The organism is Nocardia sp. CC227C (genome assembly GCF_030767025.1).
In the GTDB taxonomy this organism is placed as follows: domain Bacteria; phylum Actinomycetota; class Actinomycetes; order Mycobacteriales; family Mycobacteriaceae; genus Nocardia.
Genome location: NZ_JASITE010000005.1, coordinates 15,568 through 36,460, shown reverse-complemented (window position 1 = coordinate 36,460; position 20,893 = coordinate 15,568). Strand labels below are relative to the sequence as shown.

Here is a 20,893-nt window from a genome sequence, read left to right as displayed (position 1 = left end):
CGACGGCGGCCGTTCGAGCATTGGACTCGAACGACCGCCGTCGGGTATTCACCGGGATTCAGGTTCGGACGGGAGAATCCTGGTCGGTGAAGGTGACACGCACGGTAACGGGAGTCGTCTCCAGCGCGGCGAACATCGATCGGGCCAGTGGAGCCAGCAGCGGATGCGGCGCGAAGGTCCGCGCCCGCGCCACCACGTCGTCCTCCGGGAGCAGGGTGGCGGTGCCGGTGCGCCACCGATCGCCCTGGCGCACCCGGATGGTCGGATTCGCGGCGATATTGCGTCCCCACCCCGAGCGCATCCCGTGCTGGCAGATCATCCACGCACCCTCGCCGTCGAACAGCACCGAGACCGGAACCCGGCGCGGTGCGCCCGAGGTGCGGCCGATGGTCTCGATCTCGGTCGCCAGCGTGGTGCGCACGCCCACCCGATCCAGCGCCCGCACCGTCGGATTCATGACGTAGCGGCCGAGGGCGCGCTCCCGCCGGAACTTGCGGGCCGCCCTGTCGTCGCCCGAACGCGGGGCGGGGGAGCGCTTGTTGCGGAAGGCGTCCACCCCGTGGTGGCGCACCATGTTCACGGCCGTGAGCCAGGGGGAGCGGGCCGGATCCGGATCCGCGCCGGAGCCCATGCGGTGCAGTTGGTCGGTGTGCCACTGGAGATCGAGCGCACCGTCGAACGCCTTCAGATTGCCGCCTGCCGCCAGCCGCGGCGGCAGGCCCAGCGTGATGCGCGGCGCGTGCAGCGCCGCGCTGCGGCCGGAGAGCAGATCGCCCGCCGCCGTGGGGAACACGGCGGTCGGGCGGCCCAGCCCGACCGCATCGCAGTGCCCGGACGCGACCGCCTCGGCCATGGCCGTGCGGGTGCGGAATCCGCCAGTCACCGCGATCGGCGTGGTTCCGGCGACACCGCGCACGGTGTCGGCGTAGTCCAGGAAGTACGCCTCTCGGGCTCGGGTGCTCGCCGCGACCGTGCGCGGTCGGCCCATCATGGCGGGGGATTCGTAGCTGCCGCCGCTGATCTCGATGAGGTCGACGGCCTCGGCCGCCAGCCGGGCCACCACGTCCCGCGATTCCTGTTCGGTGAACCCACCGCGCTGGAAATCGGCCGAGTTCAACTTGATTCCGAGGGCGAAACCGGGGCTCACCTGCGCGCGAATGGATTTCACCAGCTCGAGCGCGAATCGAGCCCGCCGCTCGGGATCGCCGCCCCAGCCGTCGGTGCGCCGGTTCGACAGCGGCGACAGGAATTGCGACACCAGATAGCCGTGTGCCCCGTGGATCTGCACACCGTCGAATCCGGCCGCCTCCGCCACCCGGGCGGCGGTGCCGAAGCGCCGGATGATGTCGACGATCTCGTCCTCGGTGAGTTCTCGCGGCGTGGGCAGGCCCGGAATGGTCAGCGCGACGGCCGACGGCGCGACCGGGCGACGCCGGGTGACCAGCGGGTTGGCCTGCCGACCCGGATGGTTCAGCTGGACCCATACCGGCGTGCCGCCGTCCTTGCCCGCCTTGGCCCAGCGGGTCAGCGCCCCGAGATGGCGTTCGTCCTCCATGGCCACATTGCCCGGTTCGCCGAGGTGGCGGCTGTCCACCATCACATTGCCGGTGACCAGCAGCCCGTAGCCGCCCGCGCCCCAGCGGCGGTACAGCCGTTCCAGGCGCTCGTCGGGTGCGCGGTCGGAGTCGCCGAGGCCCTCGCTGAGGGCGGACTTCATAATCCGGTTGGGCAGGGTCCGGCCGCAGGCGAGCGGCAACGGGTCGTGCAGGGTCGGCATCGTCGGCCCCCGTTCGTGTGGAGTGGCTGCCCGGGTCGGCGGACCGAGCTGCCCGGGTTGGTAGACCAATCGGTATACTCGGACGGTAGTACACCAACCGGTCTAGGACAAGCCGTAGACTGATCACGGCGGGCCGACGCGGAAAGGGGTGCGCAGATGGGAGCCAGGGACAAACTGGTCGGCAGCGCGATCGACCTCATGCGCCGCTACGGCATCGCGGGTACGGGCGTGGCGCAACTGCTCGAGCACAGCGGCATCTCGCGCCGCTCGATCTATCTCAACTTCCCGGGCGGCAAGGCAGAACTGGTCGCCGAGGCCACTCGGGCCGCCGGGGCGGCGTCAAGTGCCCTTATCCGAACTTTCGCGGCGGGTGCGGACGCGGTCTCCGCTATCGCCGCCGTGCCGGGGATCTGGCGCGAAGCCCTCATCGCCAGCGATTTCTCCGCGGGCTGCCCGATCGTGGCCGCCGCGCTGGGCCGCGCGGAATCGGCGGCGGCCGCCGACGCGGCGGGGGACGTGTTCGCCGAGTGGGAGGACATCCTCACCGAGCGCCTGCGGGCCGAACAGGTCGATCCCGAGACCGCGCGCACACTGGCGACCACCATCATCGCCGCGGTAGAGGGCGCGATTGTCATGTCATTGGCACAGCGGTCCGTCGAACCGCTCGAGCGCACCGGGAAACAGCTGACGGCGCTGGTGGACCAGTACACGCGCGCGTCCGCCACCGCGAACTGACGCCTCGCGTAATACCGTGCAGTGCACGGTTTTCCGATCTTGCGGAGTCGGTCGAGGATTCGCTGCGATGCTGCTACTGTGTTCGAGTCGTCGGAATCGCAGTCCGCGCGCAATGAAAGCCGCTGCCGCGCGCGCGATCTCCGAACACTCGACATGAGCTGCGAGGAAGGGCGAGACCGAACGCTGTGAATCTATCCATCGCCATGGTGATTTCCTGGGTCGTCGCTCTGTTGCTCCTCGGAGCGCTCGGTGCCTACGCGGCACGGGAGCGCACGCGCGCCCGTGCGCTGGAGCACGAGCTTCGTATGCGCACCGAAGCCTGGGAACAGAGCCGACTCGAATTCGAAGAGGACGCGCGCCAAGCCATCGCCCGCGCCGAGGCGTCGGTGCGCGCCGAACTGGAATCCGGTGCGCGCACGGCCACCGGTGCGGCGGTGCGCTCCTTCGGCACCTCCGTGGTGAGCCTCGGCGCGGACGTGGGCCAAGTGGTGAGCAACGCGCTGCGCGAGCATCGCGGCGACGAGGTGTACGAAACCCTCACCCGCATCGACCACAGCGTGCAGCAGATGCTGCGGCAGGCGCAGTCCTACGTGATCGTCTCCGGTGGTCTGCCGGGCCGTCGCTGGCCGCAGCAGCCGCTCACCGACATCGTCGGCGGCGCGATCGGCCGCGTGCGCGACTTCACCCGGGTGCGGTTCAACCAGCTCGACCGGGTGGTCATCAGCCGCGCCGTGGAACCGCTGGTGCACACCATCGCGACCCTGCTCGACAACGCCCTGCGCTATTCGCCGCCCACCTCCTACGTGGACGTCGGATTCCAGGAGGGGCACCACGGCGTCACCATCATCATCGACGACGCCGGCGTGCGCATGAACAACGAGCAGATGGAGGAGGCGCGCCAGGTGCTGGCGGGCGAGCGCTCGGTCGACATCCACCAGCTCGGACCCACCCCCCGCGTCGGCTTCCCCAGCGTCTCCGCGCTGGCCCGGCGCTACGGCTTCACCGTCTACGTGGACGGCCCCAACGCCTACGGCGGTACCCGCGCGATGGTGTTCGTGCCCGAGGCGCTGTTCGTGCCCCGCCGTGCCGGAGTCGACGGCCCGGCGACCGAGGTCGTGCCGGTACCGCAGGTCGCCGCCCCCGCACCCGACCCCGCGCCGGCCCCGGCGCCGACCGAGGAGCCCGCATCGGTGCGCGACATCACCGAAGGTGGCCTGCCCAAACGCCGTCGCCGGTCCCCCGCGCTCGCGGCGGTGGGTACCGTCCGGGAACCGCGCCCTGAGGCGGAAACGCAGCAGGACACCAGCATTGCTCGACCCGATATCGCCGCCGCCTGGCACAGCGGTTCGCAGAGCGGCCGCGCCGCCGCGCGTTGACAGCGCACGTTGACACCGAAGGGATGACGTTTCCGATGGGAACACCCGGCACCGCCGTAACCGAGCACGCCAATAAATTGGCGTGGATGCTCAGCGAATTGGAGATTCCGGGCGTGCGCTTCGCCGTCCTACTCTCCGACGACGGGCTACGGATCGCGCACACCGGTGGTATCGGCGTGGACGACGCCGAGCGCTTCGCCGCCGCGGCGTCGGGCCTGCGTTCACTCGGCAAGGCGCTCGGCGAGTTCTGCGGCAATTCGAACTCGGTGCGCCAGAACATGACCGAGTACGACGGCGGGATGATCTTCATCACCGCCGCCGGAGTGGGTGCGCTGCTAGGGGTGGCGACCACCGCCGAGGTGGACGTCAGCCTGGTCGCGCACCGCATGAACGCGCTCGCGGTCCGCGTCGGGCACGAGCTGGGTTCGATGTCGAACCAGAGGGTTGGCGGCGACCTGCAATGACCGGGCAGCGGCGGGATCCGGACCTGGTCCGGGCGTACGTGCGCACGGGCGGCCGGAGCCGGCCGACCCGGAATCTGGGCTTGGTCACCCTGGTGGTCGCGGCGCGGGAACCCGAACTCGGAGCCACCCCCGACGCGATCCGGGTGCTGAGTATCTGCCGTCGTGGTGTCCTGTCGCTCGCCGAGGTCGCGGCATATCTCGACCTGCCGCCGTCCGTCGTGAAGATCGTCGCAGCCGACCTGCTCGACAGCGGACACCTGACCACTCCTACCCCGGCCGAAGAGATGCCGGATGCTGCGTTGCTGGAGGAGGTACTGAATGGGCTCCGCGCTCTCTCGGCCTGAGCTCGTCGTCGATCACGTTCCCGATACCGTCACCCGATCGGTGAAACTCTTGGTGGCGGGCAATTTCGGCGTCGGCAAGACCACCTTCGTCGCCAGCGTTTCCGAGATCCGGCCGCTGCACACGGAGGAGACCATTACCGAAGCCAGTGTGGGCGTGGACGATATGGCCGGATTGCCCGGTAAGACGACCACCACCGTGGCCATGGACTTCGGTCGCATCACCCTGAACCCGCGGCTGGCCCTGTACCTGTTCGGCACTCCGGGACAGCATCGTTTCGTCCCGCTGTGGGAGGAACTGGCCCGCGGTGCGCTGGGTGCGCTGGTCCTGGTCGACACCCGGCGGATCGAACAGTCCGACGAGGTGCTGGCCCTGCTGGAGGAGCGCGAGGTGCCCTACGCCGTCGGCATCAACGAATTCGACGATGCGATCCGGTACCCGCTCGGCGAGGTGCGCGACGCCCTCGATCTCACCCCGGACACACCGCTGATGGCGCTGGACGCCCGCGATCGCGGCACCTGTGTCCGCTCCCTGATCACGCTGGTGGAATACCTGTCCCGCCGTGCGGGGTCCATGCGGTGACCCGCAACTTCATCGAGCCCATCACCGCCCCGGTGCCCTACGGCTCGCCCATCGGTTCCGATGGACCCCGGATCGCCATGTACACCGCGGAATTCGCGGCCGATCCGCACGGCGCCTACGAGCAGATGCGCCGCCGCTTCGGCCCATTGGCGCCGGTGGACCTCGCCCCGGGCGTACCGGCCACCCTGGTCGTCGGATACCGCGCCGCCGTGCGCATCCTCAACGACCCCGAGCACTTTCCCGCCGATCCCCGGTACTGGCAGCGCACCGCCCCCGCCGACAGCCCGATCATGCCCATGCTGGAATGGCGGCCGAACGCCCTGCGCAGCGCGGGCAACGAGCACATCCGGTACCGGCAGGCCAATGTGGCCGCCATTCGCGCCGTGGACCTCTACGCGCTGCACGACACCGTGGAGCGCATCGCGGTACCGCTGATCAACGCCTTCTGCGGGTCCGGAAGCGCGGATCTGATGGCCCAGTACGCGTTTCCGCTCGCCTTCGAAGCGGTCAACGCCCTGCTGGGCTGCCCGGCGGAGATCGGCCAGCGCATCGCCGCCGGAATGGCCGCCATCTTCGACGGGGTCGATGCCGAGGAGGGCAACCGCGTCCTCACCGAGGCCATTCTGGAACTGGTGCTCAGCAAGCGATCCCGGCCCGGTGACGACATCGTCTCCCGACTGGCCGCCGACCCCGCCGAACTGTCCGACGAGGAGATGATCCACCAGATCGTCACCCTCTACGGCGCGGGCATCGAACCGGCGCAGAACCTCATCGTGAACGCGCTGCGGCTCATGCTCATCGACGGCACCATGGCCGACGGTCTGCACGCGGGCAGCCTCACCACCCGCGACACCCTGGACCGGGTGCTGTACTCCGATCCGCCGATGGCGAACTACTGCGTGAGCTATCCGCGCCAGCCCATCCTCATCGACGGGGTGTGGCTGCCCGCGCATCAGCCGGTGGTGATCGGCATGGCCGCCTGCAACAACGACCCGGATATCGGCGCGGGGCGGGCGCTGCACAACCGCGCGCATCTGTCCTGGGGCGTCGGCCCGCACGCCTGTCCGGCCCGCCCGACGGCGTACCTGATCGCCGAGGACGCCATCGACCAACTGCTCGACGCGCTGCCCGACCTGCGGCTCGGCGTCGCCGTGGACGAATTGGCCTGGCGGCCGGGACCTTTCCACCGGTCCCTCACCGCGCTGCCGGTCGTCTTCCCCCCGACTGCTCCGTTGACCGTGCCGTAAGGAGAAAGCGTGACCACCGAACCCATCGTCCTGGATCCCACGGGAGCCGACATCCAGGGCGAGATCGATCGACTACGTGAGCGTGGACCGGCGAGCCTGGTGGAACTGCCCGGCGGCGTGACCGCGTGGTCGGTCACCGATACCGCGCTGCTGTCGAGCCTGCTCACCGATTCGCGCGTCTCCAAGGATCCGCGCCAGCACTGGCCCGCCTTCATCAACGGTGAGATCCCGCCGGACTGGCCGCTGTTCCTGTGGGTGGCGGTCAACAATATGTTCACCGCCTACGGGGCCGATCACCGGCGGCTGCGCCGACTCGTCGCCCCCGCCTTCACCGCGCGCCGCACCACGGCCCTGCAACCGCGCATCGAGGCCATCACCGCGGAGCTGCTCGACGCCATCGCCGCCGCCCCGGCCGGGGAGCCGGTCGACCTGCGCGAGGCGTTCTGCTATCCGCTGCCCATCCGGGTGATCTCCGAACTCATGGGCGTGCCCGACGAATTGGTGCCCGGCCTGCGCAAGTGCGCCGACGGCGTCTTCGACACCACGCTCGGCCCCGAGGAGTCGCAGGCGAACTACATGGAGCTCTACCGGATTCTGGGTGAGCTCATCGCCTACAAGCGCGCGACGCCGGGCGACGATATGACCAGCGTGCTCATCACCACCCGCGACGAGGACGGTTCGACGCTGGAGGAGCAGGAACTCGTCGACACCCTGCTGCTGGTCATCACCGCCGGGCACGAGACCACCATCAACCTGTTGGACCAGGCCATCTTCGCCACCCTCACCCATCCGGAGGCGCGCGCCGACCTGATGGCGGGCCGGGCGGCCTGGTCGGATCTGGTGGAGGAGTCGCTGCGGCTCGAGGGCGCGGTCGTGCACGTGCCGCTGCGCTACGCGGTGGACGACATCGAACTCGACGGCGTGCGCATCGCCAAGGGCGATCCGATCCTGGCCTGCTATGCCGGGCCCGGCCGCGACCCGAAGGTGCACGGCGACACCGCCGATCAGCTCGATCTGGCGCGAGCGGACAAGAACCACATGGCCTTCGGCTACGGCGCGCACCACTGCCTGGGCGCGCCGCTGGCCCGGATGGAGGCCAATTCCGCGCTGCCCGCGCTGTTCCGGCGCTTTCCGGAGATGCGGCTCGCGGTCGCGCCGGACCAGCTGACTCCGCTGGCCAGCTTCATCTCCAATGGGCACGCCGAGTTGCCAGTGTATCTGCGGGCGTAGCCCGCAGCGGGGAACGCACCCGCGAACTCCACGTCGGCCCCGGGTGGCGGCGGGCCGCATCGGCCCCGTGCCGTCCGGGGCCGATGCGCGCCGCCGCACGCTAGTCGGCCGTGGCCGCCGCCTTGGCCTCCGGTGTCACCGGGTCCACGAGATCGTCGAAGTCGTGGTGCTTCTCCACGAAGTGGGCGACGAAGGGGCAGACGGGGACGATGCGTTTGCCCTGTTTCCGGGTCGCGGTGAGTGCCTCCCGGATCAGGACACTGCCCAGGCCCCGGCCGGAGAACCGATCATCGAGTTCGGTGTGGTAGAAAATGCGCTGGTCACCGGCGTCCACATAAGCGGCCAGTCCGGCGCGTTCGCCATCCACCTCGATATCGAACTGTTCCGGGGCGGCGTCGTCCCGCTGGATGACGGTCGGTTCGCTCATATCTCCTCGCTTTCGATCGGTTCGCCGCGCGGCGAAGTGGTTCAGCCCTGCTGGACGACCTCGATGCCGAGGGTCAGGGTGATCTTGTCGCCGATCACCGCGCCGCCATCGGCCAGAGGCATATCGATGGTGATTCCCCAATCTCGGCGATTGATGACCGCCTTCGCCTCGAAACCGGCGACCGGGCCTTGACCCATGCCCGGATTCACGCCCAGGAACTCCACCTCGAGCGTGATCGGCTTGGTGACACCGGCGATGCTGAACTCGCCGTCGACCTCGAAATCCTCGCCGACGACCCGGAAGCCGGTGGACTTGAAGGTGGCCAGCGGGAAGTTCTCGGCATTGAAGAAATCGGCGGTGCGCAGGTGGGCGTCGCGCTGCGGATTGTCGGTGGTCACCGAGTCCACGCGGATTTCCGCCTCGGCGCTGGCGGTGCCGTCCTCGCCGACGACGAGCCGGCCGGAGAAGTCGGTGAAGCGTCCGCGGACCTTGGACACCATCAGGTGGCGTACCGCGAAGCCGAGCGTGGAATGCGCGGCGTCGATGGTCCAGGTTCCGGCGGTCAGGGCGGTGGTGCTGGCGGTCATGGTCTCTCCTCGTTGTGGTTGTTCGTTATCGAGCGGTTTCGGCGGTCGCGGCGCGCTTCGCCAGCAGCGAGGCGTGGGTGGGCGCGTCCGGGACGTGTGAGGGGCGAGCGGCGGCGAATTCCCGGCGTAGCACCGGAATCACCTCTTCGCCCAGTAGCTCCAGCTGCTCCAGCACGGTGCGCAGGGGCAGTCCGGCGTGGTCGATGAGGAACAGTTGTCGCTGGTAGTCGCCGAAGGCTTCGCGGAAGGTCAGCGTCTTGTCGATGACCTGCTGCGGGCTGCCCACGGTGAGCGGCGTCTGGTCCATGAAGTCCTCGAGGGAGGGTCCGTGGCCGTAGACGGGCGCGTTGTCGAAGTAGGGGCGGAACTCGCGGATGGCGTCCTGGGAGTTCTTGCGCATGAACACCTGTCCGCCCAGGCCGACGATGGCCTGATCGGCCGAACCGTGCCCGTAGTGTTCGTAGCGCTGACGGTACAGCCCGATCAGCCGCTGGAAGTGCTCCTTGGGCCAGAAGATGTTGTTGGCGAAGAAGCCGTCGCCGTAGTAGGCGGCCTGCTCGGCGATCTCCGGGCTGCGGATGGAACCGTGCCAGACGAACGGCGCGACGCCGTCGAGCGGGCGGGGCGTGGCGGTGAAGCCCTGTAGGGGAGCGCGGAAGCGGCCCTGCCAGTCCACCACGTCCTCGCGCCAGAGCCGGTGCAGCAGTTGGTAGTTCTCGATGGCCAGCGGAATGCCGTCGCGAATGTCCTGGCCGAACCAGGGGTAGACGGGTGCGGTGTTGCCGCGTCCGAGCATGAGGTCGACGCGACCGTCGGCCAGGTGCTGGAGCATGGCGAAGTCCTCGGCGATCTTCACCGGGTCGTTGGTGGTGATGAGCGTGGTCGAGGTGGACAGGATGAGGTTCTCGGTGCGCGCCGCGATGTAGCCGAGCATGGTGGTCGGCGACGACGGCACGAACGGGGGGTTGTGGTGCTCGCCGGTCGCGAACACGTCCAGGCCCACCTCTTCGGCCTTCCGTGCGATGGCGACCATCGCCTTGATGCGCTCGGCCTCGCCGGGGGTGCGGCCGGTGGTCGGGTCGGTGGTGACGTCACCGACCGTGAAGATTCCGAACTGCACGCGTCCTCCTCGTCGTGGCATCCACTTGGTGGATGTGGCAACCATATCCAGAATTTGTGGACATGGCAACCAAGTGAACGGCGCAGCGGGGCGCGGTTATTCCGACCGGCGCACGGTGATGCCGGTCACGGAAGGCGGCGGAATCAGCCGCGCGAACGCGGATGCGAGCCGTGCTCGATCGGCTCCAGCGGCGGCCCGGTCACGGCGCAGTGCACCTTGCACTCCGGTTCGGCGTCGGGCGCGGCCGTGCTCAGCGTATCGTCGCGGACGGTGGTGAAGGTGACGACGGCGGCCCCGAGCATGAGCGCCACGCAGATCAGCAGTGCCACCCGGAAGCCGCTCGCGAAGGTCGACGGATCGTTGTAGGCGTCGCCGGTGAGCCCCGCCAGCGGCGGAATGGCGGCCACCGCGAGCAGACCGGCCGCGCGGGCCACGGCATTGTTCACACCACTGGCGATGCCCGCGTGGCGTTCGGACGCCGCCGCCAGCACGGTCGCGGTGAGCGGAGCCACGGCCAGCGACAGCCCGAGGCCGAACACCAGCGCGGCGGGCACCACGTCCCACAGGTAGGAGGTGTCCGGTCCGATCCGGGTCATGAGCAGCATGCCCGCCGCCGCGAGCAGCACGCCGACCGTGATCGGAATGCGCGGCCCGATCCGCTGCGCGAGGGCCCCGGCCCGCGCCGACAGCAGCAGCATGAGCACGGTGACCGGCAGCATGGCCGTGCCCGCCGCGATCGGATCGAAGCCCGCCACCACCTGCAGGGTGAGCACCAGCAGGAAGAACACCACGCCCATGGCCCCGTACATGACGAAGGTGACCAGGTTGATGGAGGTGAACTGCCGGGACTTGAAGAGGTCCACCGGCAGCATGGCGCGCGGCTGCGCGCGGCGTCCGGTGCGGCGGCGCTCCACCACGATGAAGGCGACGGCGGCGGCGACCCCGGCCACGCCGGCGGTGAGCACCAGCCCCGCATTCCCCGCCGCGTCGGGAGCCTCGGTGAGCGCGTAGGTGATTCCGGCCAGGCTCAGCGCCGCCAGCACCGCGCCGAGAATGTCGAACTTGCCGGTGGCCTCCTCGTCGAAGGTCTCCGGAACGTGCCGCAGCGTCACCGCGATCACCACGGCGGCCAGGGGCAGATTCAGCAGGAACACCCACCGCCAGCCCGCGACGTCCACCAGCCAGCCGCCCAGGAACGGTCCGATGGCGCCGGCCACGCCGCCCAAGCCGGACCACGCGCCGACCGCCTTGGCCCGATCCTCCCGCGCGAACGACGCCTGGATGATCGCCAGCGATCCGGGCGTCAGCAGCGCCCCGCCCACGCCCTGTAGCGCCCGCGCCGCGATGAGCATCGAAATATCCTGCGCCGCACCGCACAGCGCCGACGCGATGGCGAACCACACCACGCCGATGAGGAACACCTTCTTGCGCCCGAAGCGGTCCCCGAGCGATCCGCCCAGCAGGATCAGGCCCGCCAACGTCAGCGTGTAGGCATTGACCGTCCACTGCAAACCCGCCATGGACGAGCCGAACTCCGCGGCGATCTTCGGCAGCGCCACGTTCACGACCGTGGCGTCGAGCATGGCCATCCCCGACCCGAGCACCGTCGCCAGCAGTGTCCAGCGACCCGTCCCCGACGACATCCGAATGCTCGCGGCCATGAGCACACCGTAATGGCGGCCACCGACGAATGCCGAGTGGTCGGGCCGCCTAGGCTGTACCCATGACAGCAGGAACTGCCGCCGACCTGGACAACGTCCGCGAGGTGGTGCACGAGGCGGCGCGCCGGGCCCGGGTGGCCTCGCGCACGCTCGCACAGCTCACCACCGCACGCAAGAACGAGGCACTGCACGCCGCCGCCGACGCGCTGCTCGCCGCCGAGGACCGGCTGCTCGCCGCCAACGGCGAGGATATCGAGATCGCCGCGGCGGGCGGCACGGCCGAGGCGCAGCTGGACCGGCTGCGGCTGACCGCGGCCCGCGTCGACGGCATCGCCTCCGGCCTGCGGCAGGTCGCGGGCCTGCCGGACCCGATCGGCGACGTGGTGCGCGGGTCCACCCTGCCCAACGGCTTGGAGCTGCGGCAGGTGCGGGTGCCGCTCGGCGTGGTCGGCATGGTGTACGAGGCGCGGCCCAATGTCACGGTCGACGCCTTCGGGCTCACCCTCAAGTCGGGCAATGCCGCCCTGCTGCGCGGTTCCTCCTCCGCCGTGCGCTCCAATACCGCCCTGGTCGAGGTATTGCGCGAAGCCCTTGCCGCACAGGGACTCCCGTCGGACGCGGTGCAACTGCTGCCCGCCGAGGACCGTTCCAGCGTCACGCACCTGATCCAGGCGCGCGGGCTGGTGGACGTGGTGATCCCGCGCGGCGGTGCGGGACTCATCAATGCCGTGGTGCGCGACGCACAGGTGCCGACCATCGAGACCGGCACCGGGAACTGCCACGTGTACGTGCACCGGGACGCCGATCTCGCCATGGCGGAATCGATCCTGCTCAATGCCAAGACCCGCCGCCCGAGCGTGTGCAACACCGCCGAGACGGTGCTCGTCGACGCCGCCATCGCCGATACCGCGGTACCGCGCCTGATCCAGGCGCTGGAGGGCGCGGGCGTCACCATCCACGGCGACCTGCCCGGCCTGGTGCCCGCCACCGACACCGACTGGGCCGACGAATACCTCTCCCTGGACATCGCCCTGAAGGTGGTCGACGACCTGGACGCGGCCGTCGAGCACATCAACCACTGGGGCACGGGCCATACCGAGGCCATCGTGACCGGTGACCTGCGGGCCGCCCGCGAATTCACCAACCGGGTGGACGCCGCCGCCGTCATGGTGAACGCCTCCACCGCCTTCACCGACGGTGAGCAGTTCGGCTTCGGCGCGGAGATCGGCATCTCCACCCAGAAGCTGCACGCTCGCGGCCCCATGGGCCTGCCGGAACTGACCTCCACCAAGTGGATCGTGTGGGGCGACGGGCAGATTCGGCCCGTGTAGTACAACTGGTGCGGATGGGTTTGTACACCGTACGGTGTACCCATCCGCCCCTCCAGGAAGGACAGCACCCTTGGCTCCGACATCCACTCCCACCCAGGAGCCGATCTTCTCGTCGGTCGACGATGTGATCGAGCGTCTCGCCCGGACCGGCTACCTGGCCGACAAGGGCACCGCCACGTCGGTATTCCTCGCCGACCGGCTCGGCAAGCCGCTGCTCATCGAGGGACCGGCCGGCGTCGGCAAGACCGAGCTGTCCAAGGCCGTGGCCGAGGTCGCCGGGGCCGAACTGGTGCGGTTGCAGTGCTACGAGGGCGTCGACGAATCGCGGGCGCTGTACGAGTGGAATCACGCCAAGCAGATCCTGCGCATCCAGGCGTCCTCGGAAAACGACTGGGCCGAAACCAAAGCCGACGTCTTCACCGAGGAGTTCCTGCTCTCCCGGCCGCTGCTGACCGCCATCCGGCGCGCCGATCCGACGGTGCTGCTCATCGACGAGACCGACAAGGCCGATGTCGAGATCGAAGGGCTGCTGCTCGAGGTGCTGAGCGACTTCTCGGTCACGGTCCCGGAATTGGGCACCATCACCGCCGCCCGCCGCCCGTTCGTGGTGCTCACCTCCAATGCCACCCGCGAGCTCTCCGAGGCGCTGAAACGCCGCTGCCTGTACCTGCACATCGACTTCCCCGACGAGGACTTGGAGCGGCGCATCCTGGCCAGCCGGGTACCCGAGCTGAAGCCCGCGGTGGCGGCGCAGCTGGTGCGGATCGTGCACGTACTGCGCGGCATGCAGTTGAAGAAGTTGCCGTCGGTGGCCGAATCCATCGACTGGGCGCGCACCCTGCTCGCCCTCGGAGCCAGGGATCTGGACGAGAAGACGGTGCGCGCCACCCTCGGCGTGGTGCTCAAACACCAGGCCGACCACCTGCGTGCCCTCAATGAGCTGAAGCTGGCGTGACGTCATGCTCGGCGGCGTACCCAACAATCCGCGGGCGCTGGTCTCGGCCGCCAAGCGCGCGGTGAGCGGCGGTTCGGCCCCCGGCGCGCGCGGGCAGGCCGAACTCGGGCCGACCGCGCCGCACGGCCTGTCGGGCCATCTGGTCGGCTTCGTGGAAGCCTTGCGCGCCAGGGGCATTCCGGTCGGACCGTCCGAGACCGTGGACGCCGGACGGGTGGTCACCGTGCTGGATCTCATGGATCGCGAGGTGCTGCGCGAGGGGTTGGCGTGCGCGCTGCTGCGCCGCACCACCCAGCGCACCACCTTCGACGGGCTGTTCGACCTGTGGTTCCCGGCCGCGCTGGGGGAGCGGGTCGGGGCCGAGGACATCGAGATCCCGCACCGGGCCGACGGTTCGGTGGACATCATCGCGCTGCGGAAGATGTTGGGGGAGTTGCTGGCCCAGGATCCGTCGGGCGAGCGGGCGCAGCGGTTGCAGCTGTTGGCCGCGCAGCTGGTCGAGGAGTTGGGGCAGTACCAGTCCGCCTCGGGGCCGTCGTTCTCCGCCTATCAGGCGCTGAAGGATCTCCAGCCGGAACTGCTGGTGAGCAAGCTGCTGGCGGGGCTGGCCGCGGGCATGGACTCCGATGCCGCGCCGTCGGAGTTCGGCAACGAGGTCGCGCGCCGCGCGGCCCGCCAGCGGGTCAAGGCTTTTCGCGGCACCGTGGAGGCCGAGACCCGTCGCCGTGTCGCCGAACGGCTGGGCCGCGAGCGGGTCGCCACCTATGGTGTGCAGCGCCAGGCCGAGGACGCCGACTTCCTGCGGCTCTCCGAGAACGAACTGGCCGAACTGCGCCGCAGCTCGCAGCGGTTGGCGCGAGTGCTGGCCTCCCGCTTGGCATCCCGTCGCCGACGGGCGCGGCGCGGGGAGATCGATCTGCGCAAGACGCTGCGCAAGTCCATGTCCACCGGCGGGGTGCCGATCGACCTGGTCACCCGCAAGCCTCGCCCCGGCCGCCCAGATCTCGTACTGCTGTGCGATATCTCGGGTTCGGTGGCCGGATTCTCCAGCTTCACCATGGTGTTGGTGAATGCGCTGCGCGAACAATTCTCGCGGGTGCGGATTTTCGCGTTCGTCGACCGCGTGGACGAGGTCACCGGACTGTTCGACCAGGTCACCCCGCTCGACCAGATCACCAAGCGCATCTTCACCGAGACCCGGGTGGTCGGCATCGAGGGCCATTCCGACTACGGTTCGGCCCTGCGTGGTTTCGCCGACGACTTCCCCGACGCGGTCACCAGCCGCAGCTCCCTGCTCGTCCTCGGCGACGCCCGCACCAACTACCGCGACCCGGAACTGGCGGTGCTGAGCCGGCTCGCCGCCACCGCCAAACACTCCTACTGGCTCAATCCCGAAGCCGAGAAGATGTGGGGCACCGGTGATTCCGCGGCGAAGAAGTACGCCGAGATCGTCGAGATGCACGAATGCCGCAATGCCCGACAGCTGACCGCCGTGGTCGGCCGCCTGCTGCCGATATAGGAGGAGCGATGGACGAATGGCTCGCCTACTGCCTCGCCAAACCCGGTGCCTGGCAGGACGAACCGTGGGAAGGCGACGTGGTCGCCAAGGTCGGCGACAAGATCTTCGCCTTCTTCGGCGACACCTCCCTCACGCTCAAATGCGGCCGCAACCGCGAGGAGGCCGACGAACTGGTGCGCGTGTACCCCGACGACGTGTCGGCGTCGGCCTACATCGGCCGTTACGGCTGGAACAGCGTGAGTTTCGTCGGCAAGGTGCCCGAGGACGAGGTACGCGAACTCGTCGACGGCTCCTACGACGCCATCGTCGGCAAACTGCCCAAATCCCAACGCCCGGCCCGCTGATCGGAACAGGGGACCGCCATGATCGACCTGGGCCCGACCACCCCCGCCTTCCGCGCGGAAGTCGCCGCCTTCTACGCCGGCTTCGGCAACCCGACCGCCCTGCGCCAAACCTTCCGCGACGCCATCCTCCTGCTCCCCCTCACCCCCGACCGCCGCATCACCACCTCCACCTACGGCGGCGTCGACTGGATCTGCGCCTTCACCGACACCGAGGAGTACGCCCGATGGCTGGCCGCCCGCGACACCCCGACCCCGGACTCACCCCACGCCTACCAAACCCTCAGCGGCCAGCGCCTGACCGACTTCGCCACCACCCGCCCGAACCCGACCGGCATCGCGGTGGACATGACGGGCACCTCACCCATGGCTTTTCCACCGACCGTGCGCGATACGGCCGCCTGAACGGTGTCGGCGATGTCCGACAATCCGATACTGCATCGACTGCGCGCCTGCGGACGCATCCTGATCGCCGGTGTACGAGGCGATGATGTCGGTGGTCAGAGGGCGGCTGTCGTAGGCCGAGTAGGGTTTCCGGGCCGTGGAAGTATCCGGTCAGGCGTGCTCGCGTAGGTCGAGGATGCGGGCGAGGGCGTGTTCGAGGGCGTAGTTCGTGTCGGCCGCGCCGCCTTTGACGTCGGCGTTGAGGGCGGCGACCACCTGGAGGGCGTCGCCGATGGTGGCGGGGGTCCAGCCGCGGGCCTGGGCTTGGGCCTTCTTCACCTTCCAGGGCGGCATGCCGAGTTCCGGGGCGATTTTGAAGGGGTCGGCGCGCAGGCCGGCGGAGCCGACCCGGGCAATGGTGTGGACCGAATCAGCGAGGGCGTCGGCCAGCAGCACCGCCGGGACGCCGCGGTCGGTGGCCCAGCGCAGTGCCTCCATGGCGGCCGGGCGGTTGCCGGAGACCGCGAGTTCGGCGACGTCGAAGCCGGAGACCTCCGCTCTGCCCGAGTAGTAGCGCCGCACCGCCGCGATATCGATCTTGCCGCCGGTGTCGGCGGCCAGCTGGGAGCAGGCGGCGGCCAGTTCGCGCAGATCCGACCCCACGGCCTCCAGCAGCGTCTGCACCACGTCGGCGGATGCCCGCACTCCGGCGCCGCGGAATTCGTTGCGCACGAACTCGGCGCGCTCGTTCGCCTTGGTGAGCTTGGCGCAGTTGTGCACCACCGCACCCGCTTTCTGCAGCGCGGGCGCGAGCGCCTTGGCCCGCCCGCCCCCGGTGTGCAGCACCACCAGCACCACGCCGTCGGGCGGCGCGGCGGCGGCCGCCTGGATCACCCCGACCGCGTCCTTGCCCGCCTCGGCCGCCGACTCCAGCACGATCACCCGGTCCTCGGCGAACAGCGATGGACTCAGCATCTCCGCCAGTTCCGCCGTACCGGCGTCCCCCGCCCGCATCCGATCCACCGGCATGGCATCCGGATCACCGGTCACCGCCCGAGCCTGCCCGACGATCGCGGAGACGGCCCGCTCGATGAGCAGCTCTTCTTCACCGAGCACGAGATGCAGAGGCGCGGGGCGTTCGGTCACGCAGCCGATCCTACGAGTCCGCACCGACAGCCCGTCCCGCCGGGCGGGGGTACGATCTTGCTGTCCGTTTCGGCGAACGGAAGGGGACCGATGACCACGGGTCCGCAACCAGAACCGGTCTATGTCGATGGCTGGGGCTACTACATGCAACCGCCACCATCGCCGTCTCCTCCGCCTCCGACACAGCCGCCGCCGAGCAGGGCAGCTGTGCTGATCCTGATCGGATCCGCCGTGGTCGTCTTCCTCACCGTGGCCGCGGTCGCGGTCAACCTGACCGGTGCGGGCACCCGCGAGCCGGAGGCAACGGAACAGGATGTGGCGCAGATCGAATCGACCCTGCGGCGCTTCCTGCAGATCACCACCGTCGATGATCCGGCTTTCGTGGCGGTGACGTGCACCGCGTACCGCGACACGTACCGGGGGCTCCGCAAGACCGATATCACGGTGTACCGACCCGATGTGCTGAGTGTCGACCGCATCAGGATCACCGGTGATTCGGCCACCGCCCGAGTTCGTGCGATGGTTCTCGGTTCGGAAGAGGAGAAGACCTTCGATCTGGTGCGTGAGGATGGTGCCTGGAAGGCGTGTCCGCTGCCGGATCGGTAGCGTGCGGGCTATCCGGTCCGTGTGATTCTACGCCCCGCCAGGTATCCGAGCGTGCACAGACCGGCCGTGACCGATCCGGACCAGATGCCCGACGGTACCGTGATCGACGTGCCCAGGGCGGCCGCGTGCTCGGAGGCGGTGAGCAGCCACCAGAGCAGGGGTGCGGTGCCGTGGAGCGCCAGCTGGGCGAGCGGATTCCACAGCGATGCGAAGACCGCTCCCAGCGCACCGAGGACGGTGATCGGCGCGACGACCGGGGCCACCAGTACGTTGACCGCGATGGCCAGTGGGTTGAGGTGGCCGGTGAGGGCGATGATGACGGGGGTGGTGACGGCGAAGGCGGCGGCGGCCACGGCGAGTGCGTCGGCGGGGGCGCGCCAGCAGCCGTGTGCCTGAAGCCATTCCGACCAGCCCGGGGCGAGCAGGATGAGGCCCGCCGTGGCGAGCACCGAGAGGGTGAAGCCCGCGTCGACGGCCAGGTCGGGAGACCACGCGAGCAGGGCGATGACGGCCGTGCACAGGGCGGGTAGTGCCTGTTTGCGACGGCCGGTGCACAGGGCCAGCAGTGCGACCGCACCCATGACGGCGGCGCGCAGCACACTCGGTGTGGGGCGGGCCAGGATCACGAACATGACGAGGGCGGCACCGGCCACGACGGCGGCCAGGCGGGGGTCGACGGTGAGCGCGCGCATGGACAGCAGCACCGCGCCCAGCAGGATCGTGACATTCGCCCCGCTGACGGCGGTCAGGTGCGTGAGGTGGGTTTCGCGGAAGTTCGTCCGGACGTGGTCGGGTAGGCGCGAGGTGTCGCCGATGACCAGACCCGGCAGCAGCCCCGCCGCATCGGGTGACAGTGCGCGAGCGGCGGATTCGGCGAAATCCGTGCGTACGATGCCCGCTGTCCGCTGCCAGCCGGGTGGAGGGCCGATGCTCGCCGGTGGACCCTGCGCCCGCAGCACCGCCACCGTGAGATCGGACCGCCACGGTGGGTACACCCTGGCACGGAACACCACCCGCTGACCGGGCAGCAGGTGAGTCCAGGTGTCGCCGTACGCCAGGACCAGCACCCGCCCGCCGACGCGGACGGTGTCCGCGCCGTACCGGTACTCGACGAGCCGCGCTCGCACCAGCCACTGCTTGCCGCGAACCGCCTTGGCGGACAGTGTCTTCGGATCATCCGTCGGAATCACGCTCGCCCACACGTGCGTCCCCCGATCCAGGTCGCGCAGCGGATGCGCTGCCGTCCGGCTGTCGTGCCAGGCCGCGGCCGCCGCGAATCCCGCCCCGATCAGCACGGTCGCCAGTGCGGCGAGCACACCCTGCCCGGCACGCCGCGCGCCCCGCGTCACCCCAACCCACAGGGCGAACGCCACCGCCAGCAGTACCGCTGCCAGCAGCGCACCGACACGCCACCCGGCTACCACCCCGACAATGGTTGCCGCCCAACAACACAACGCCGGTCCGACCAGCCGCGCATCCAGTACCTGTACGGGTTCCGCCGCCCACCGGCCCGATGCCGCCGCCGCGGTCCCTCGACCCCCAGACCTTCGACCCCCAGACCTTCGAGCCGCAGCCGTCGCGGTACCGGCCGCTGTTGCCGCAGCCGTGGCCGCTGGTGCCGCCGATGTCGCAAGCGCGGCCCCCGCAGCCGAAGCCGCCGTACCCCCGTCGGACGGAGTTGCTACGGCCGCGGCCGTGGTCGGCGGTGCCGAAGTCGCCGTAGCCTCGGCCGCCGGAGTCGCCACTGCCGCAGAGGTTGCGGCCCGGGGCGCAGGTGCGGACGTGGTGGCCGTCGCGGTCGGGGCCGCCACGGATGCGGTTGCCGAGGCCGAGGCCGCTCGGGTCGCCTCCTCCTGCGTTACTGCCCGTCGCCGTGTCCGGGGTGATCTCGCCCTGCCTTCGGGTGGGTCGCTCATACCGTCACCAGTCCGCGCAGCCGCTCGAGTCGGGCCGGTCCGATGCCCTGGACGTCGGCGAGTTGGTCGACGGAGCCGAAGCGGCCGTGTTCGGTGCGCCAGGCGATGATCGCTTTCGCGGTGACCGGTCCGATGCCGGGGAGGGCGTCGAGTTCGGCCTCGGTGGCGGTGTTGAGGTTCACGACGGTGGTGGTGCCGGTGGGGTGCGGTGTGGCGGAGGGGGTTCGGGGCGTGCCGGGGTGCTGCGCCGCCGCGCCGACAATGCTGCTGCCCGCCTGCGGGGCGGTGGGATTCGGTCCGGCCCGGCCGATGACGATCTGGTCGCCGTCGGACAGATACTGCGCGAGATTCAGGCCGGACAGGTCCGCGTCCCCGCGCGGTGCTGCCGCGGCCAAGGCGTCGGCTACCCGCGCCCCGGTCGGAAAGCGCAGCAGCCCGCCGCGTTCGACGAGACCGACGACGCTCACGACCAGTACGCCGTTGGCCGAATGGCCGTTGATGCCGGTCGAGTCGCCCGCGCCGGGCGGTGCGGCCAGCCCGGGATCGACGGGGCCGGGTGCGCCGCCGCCCACCGGACCGAGACCCGCCCCCGCTGCTCCCGCCCCCGGCGTACTCGGCCAGGCCCCTGCTGCTCCGCCCCCGCCGTTCGAGGCACCCGGCGCAGCCCCCGCTCCGCCACTCGGCCCAGCCCCCGCTGCCCCCGGCCCACCGTTCACGGCACCGGGCCCGGCACTGAGCGCCCCGCTCCCGTCACCCGGCGCGCCCGGTACGCCACTCGCCACCACCTCGGTCCGCACCGCCGCCACCGGCGGAACCGCCTGCGTCATCGGCCGGTCCCGCAGCGACATGGCCCCCGCGATCAGCACCGCGAGCAACCCCACCCCGGCGAGCGCCAGCACCCCGCGCCGTCCCGGATCCCACCGCGTCCCGCGCAGCCGTTCCGGCACCAGCCGCTCGTGCCAGACCCCCGCGCGCCCGTCCGGTTCGAGCTCGTTCTCGTCCCAGCGCCCGGAGCGGGGTGGTTCGGGACCGTTCAGCGTGTCGAGTCGTCTGCGGACCTGCGTACTCTCATCGATGTGCGACATGCGGCCACGGTATGGCCGCCGCACGCCGGTCTCACCGCCCCGAACTGGGCTTTCAGAAAGTC

At 70.1% G+C, this 20,893-nt stretch carries 21 protein-coding genes; 13 read left to right on the top strand and 8 right to left on the bottom strand.

Annotated elements, in window-relative coordinates; genetic code table 11:
- Positions 1–58 precede the first annotated feature (58 nt).
- Entirely contained in the window at positions 59–1,777 is a 1,719-nt protein-coding gene (locus QMO76_RS11325) for a nitroreductase family deazaflavin-dependent oxidoreductase (RefSeq protein ID WP_306361194.1), read from the bottom strand.
- 156 nt (positions 1,778–1,933) lie between these two features.
- Between QMO76_RS11325 and QMO76_RS11320 the strand changes: the two genes are divergently transcribed.
- From QMO76_RS11320 to QMO76_RS11290, 7 genes are all read left to right on the top strand, one after another.
- Positions 1,934–2,512 (top strand): TetR/AcrR family transcriptional regulator, encoded by a 579-nt coding sequence (locus QMO76_RS11320; protein ID WP_306361193.1) that lies wholly within the window; start codon positions 1,934–1,936, stop codon positions 2,510–2,512.
- Positions 2,513–2,697: 185 nt separating this feature from the next.
- Positions 2,698–3,888 (top strand): ATP-binding protein, encoded by a 1,191-nt coding sequence (locus QMO76_RS11315; protein WP_306361192.1) that lies wholly within the window; start codon positions 2,698–2,700, stop codon positions 3,886–3,888.
- Between the two features lie 35 nt (positions 3,889–3,923).
- Entirely contained in the window at positions 3,924–4,352 is a 429-nt protein-coding gene (locus QMO76_RS11310) for a roadblock/LC7 domain-containing protein (protein ID WP_306361191.1), read from the top strand.
- Positions 4,349–4,696, top strand: a complete 348-nt coding sequence (locus QMO76_RS11305; protein ID WP_306361190.1) for a DUF742 domain-containing protein — start codon at positions 4,349–4,351, stop codon at positions 4,694–4,696. The genes QMO76_RS11310 and QMO76_RS11305 overlap by 4 nt, the downstream gene beginning before the upstream one ends.
- Positions 4,671–5,276 (top strand): ATP/GTP-binding protein, encoded by a 606-nt coding sequence (locus QMO76_RS11300; protein ID WP_306361189.1) that lies wholly within the window; start codon positions 4,671–4,673, stop codon positions 5,274–5,276. Before QMO76_RS11305 ends, QMO76_RS11300 begins: the two co-directional genes overlap by 26 nt.
- 77 nt (positions 5,277–5,353) lie before the next feature.
- Positions 5,354–6,523, top strand: coding sequence for a cytochrome P450 (locus QMO76_RS11295; protein WP_306361584.1), 1,170 nt, complete (start codon positions 5,354–5,356; stop codon positions 6,521–6,523).
- 9 nt (positions 6,524–6,532) lie between these two features.
- A complete protein-coding gene (locus QMO76_RS11290) occupies positions 6,533–7,753 on the top strand; it encodes a cytochrome P450 (protein WP_306361188.1) in 1,221 nt (406 codons plus the stop codon).
- Positions 7,754–7,853: 100 nt separating this feature from the next.
- On the opposite strand, the gene QMO76_RS11285 is transcribed toward QMO76_RS11290, so the two are convergent.
- The 4 genes from QMO76_RS11285 to QMO76_RS11270 all read right to left on the bottom strand — a co-directional run bounded on the left by QMO76_RS11285 (position 7,854) and on the right by QMO76_RS11270 (position 11,548).
- On the bottom strand, positions 7,854–8,180 hold the full coding sequence (locus QMO76_RS11285) for a GNAT family N-acetyltransferase (protein WP_306361187.1): 327 nt from the start codon (positions 8,178–8,180) through the stop codon (positions 7,854–7,856).
- Positions 8,181–8,221: 41 nt separating this feature from the next.
- Positions 8,222–8,767, bottom strand: coding sequence for a YceI family protein (locus QMO76_RS11280; RefSeq protein ID WP_306361186.1), 546 nt, complete (start codon positions 8,765–8,767; stop codon positions 8,222–8,224).
- Between the two features lie 25 nt (positions 8,768–8,792).
- On the bottom strand, positions 8,793–9,887 hold the full coding sequence (locus QMO76_RS11275) for an LLM class flavin-dependent oxidoreductase (protein WP_306361185.1): 1,095 nt from the start codon (positions 9,885–9,887) through the stop codon (positions 8,793–8,795).
- A gap of 143 nt (positions 9,888–10,030) precedes the next feature.
- Positions 10,031–11,548, bottom strand: coding sequence for an MFS transporter (locus QMO76_RS11270; protein ID WP_306361184.1), 1,518 nt, complete (start codon positions 11,546–11,548; stop codon positions 10,031–10,033).
- A gap of 62 nt (positions 11,549–11,610) precedes the next feature.
- Between QMO76_RS11270 and QMO76_RS11265 the strand changes: the two genes are divergently transcribed.
- The 5 genes from QMO76_RS11265 (at position 11,611) to QMO76_RS11245 (ending at position 16,099) form a co-directional block, all read left to right on the top strand.
- Positions 11,611–12,879 carry a glutamate-5-semialdehyde dehydrogenase gene (locus QMO76_RS11265; protein WP_306361183.1) on the top strand — a complete coding sequence of 423 codons (1,269 nt, stop codon included), beginning with the start codon at positions 11,611–11,613 and terminating at the stop codon, positions 12,877–12,879.
- 70 nt (positions 12,880–12,949) lie between these two features.
- Positions 12,950–13,834 (top strand): MoxR family ATPase, encoded by an 885-nt coding sequence (locus QMO76_RS11260; RefSeq protein ID WP_306361181.1) that lies wholly within the window; start codon positions 12,950–12,952, stop codon positions 13,832–13,834.
- A 4-nt stretch (positions 13,835–13,838) separates the two neighbouring features.
- Positions 13,839–15,353, top strand: a complete 1,515-nt coding sequence (locus QMO76_RS11255) for a VWA domain-containing protein (protein WP_306361180.1) — start codon at positions 13,839–13,841, stop codon at positions 15,351–15,353.
- 8 nt (positions 15,354–15,361) lie between these two features.
- Complete coding sequence (locus tag QMO76_RS11250) at positions 15,362–15,697, top strand: MmcQ/YjbR family DNA-binding protein (protein WP_306361179.1); 336 nt, start codon at positions 15,362–15,364, stop codon at positions 15,695–15,697.
- 18 nt (positions 15,698–15,715) lie between these two features.
- Positions 15,716–16,099, top strand: coding sequence for an SseB family protein (locus QMO76_RS11245; RefSeq protein WP_306361178.1), 384 nt, complete (start codon positions 15,716–15,718; stop codon positions 16,097–16,099).
- A 150-nt stretch (positions 16,100–16,249) separates the two neighbouring features.
- Here QMO76_RS11245 and holA read toward each other — a convergent pair whose 3' ends face one another.
- Complete coding sequence (gene holA / locus QMO76_RS11240; protein ID WP_306361177.1) at positions 16,250–17,224, bottom strand: DNA polymerase III subunit delta; 975 nt, start codon at positions 17,222–17,224, stop codon at positions 16,250–16,252.
- Positions 17,225–17,431: 207 nt separating this feature from the next.
- On the opposite strand from holA, the gene QMO76_RS11235 reads away from it, so the two are divergent.
- Entirely contained in the window at positions 17,432–17,830 is a 399-nt protein-coding gene (locus QMO76_RS11235; protein WP_306361176.1) for a hypothetical protein, read from the top strand.
- A gap of 8 nt (positions 17,831–17,838) precedes the next feature.
- On the opposite strand, the gene QMO76_RS11230 is transcribed toward QMO76_RS11235, so the two are convergent.
- Complete coding sequence (locus QMO76_RS11230) at positions 17,839–19,254, bottom strand: ComEC/Rec2 family competence protein (RefSeq protein ID WP_306361175.1); 1,416 nt, start codon at positions 19,252–19,254, stop codon at positions 17,839–17,841.
- Between the two features lie 488 nt (positions 19,255–19,742).
- The gene (locus QMO76_RS11225; protein ID WP_306361174.1) at positions 19,743–20,831 is read right to left on the bottom strand and encodes a ComEA family DNA-binding protein; all 1,089 of its coding nucleotides are present in this window, start codon (positions 20,829–20,831) and stop codon (positions 19,743–19,745) included.
- Between the last annotated feature and the right edge of the window lie 62 nt (positions 20,832–20,893).

Excerpts from the sequence above, each read along its gene's own strand:
- QMO76_RS11245 (WP_306361178.1), top strand. The coding sequence starts at position 15,716 with ATGATCGACCTGGGCCCGACCACCCCCGCCTTCCGCGCGGAAGTCGCC.
- QMO76_RS11295 (WP_306361584.1), top strand. The coding sequence starts at position 5,354 with ATGTACACCGCGGAATTCGCGGCCGATCCGCACGGCGCCTACGAGCAG.
- QMO76_RS11255 (WP_306361180.1), top strand. The coding sequence starts at position 13,839 with ATGCTCGGCGGCGTACCCAACAATCCGCGGGCGCTGGTCTCGGCCGCC.
- QMO76_RS11225 (WP_306361174.1), bottom strand. The coding sequence starts at position 20,831 with ATGTCGCACATCGATGAGAGTACGCAGGTCCGCAGACGACTCGACACG.
- QMO76_RS11285 (WP_306361187.1), bottom strand. The coding sequence starts at position 8,180 with ATGAGCGAACCGACCGTCATCCAGCGGGACGACGCCGCCCCGGAACAG.
- QMO76_RS11265 (WP_306361183.1), top strand. The coding sequence starts at position 11,611 with ATGACAGCAGGAACTGCCGCCGACCTGGACAACGTCCGCGAGGTGGTG.
- QMO76_RS11270 (WP_306361184.1), bottom strand. The coding sequence starts at position 11,548 with ATGGCCGCGAGCATTCGGATGTCGTCGGGGACGGGTCGCTGGACACTG.
- QMO76_RS11280 (WP_306361186.1), bottom strand. The coding sequence starts at position 8,767 with ATGACCGCCAGCACCACCGCCCTGACCGCCGGAACCTGGACCATCGAC.
- QMO76_RS11300 (WP_306361189.1), top strand. The coding sequence starts at position 4,671 with ATGGGCTCCGCGCTCTCTCGGCCTGAGCTCGTCGTCGATCACGTTCCC.
- QMO76_RS11305 (WP_306361190.1), top strand. The coding sequence starts at position 4,349 with ATGACCGGGCAGCGGCGGGATCCGGACCTGGTCCGGGCGTACGTGCGC.
- QMO76_RS11310 (WP_306361191.1), top strand. The coding sequence starts at position 3,924 with ATGGGAACACCCGGCACCGCCGTAACCGAGCACGCCAATAAATTGGCG.
- QMO76_RS11250 (WP_306361179.1), top strand. The coding sequence starts at position 15,362 with ATGGACGAATGGCTCGCCTACTGCCTCGCCAAACCCGGTGCCTGGCAG.
- QMO76_RS11320 (WP_306361193.1), top strand. The coding sequence starts at position 1,934 with ATGGGAGCCAGGGACAAACTGGTCGGCAGCGCGATCGACCTCATGCGC.
- QMO76_RS11325 (WP_306361194.1), bottom strand. The coding sequence starts at position 1,777 with ATGCCGACCCTGCACGACCCGTTGCCGCTCGCCTGCGGCCGGACCCTG.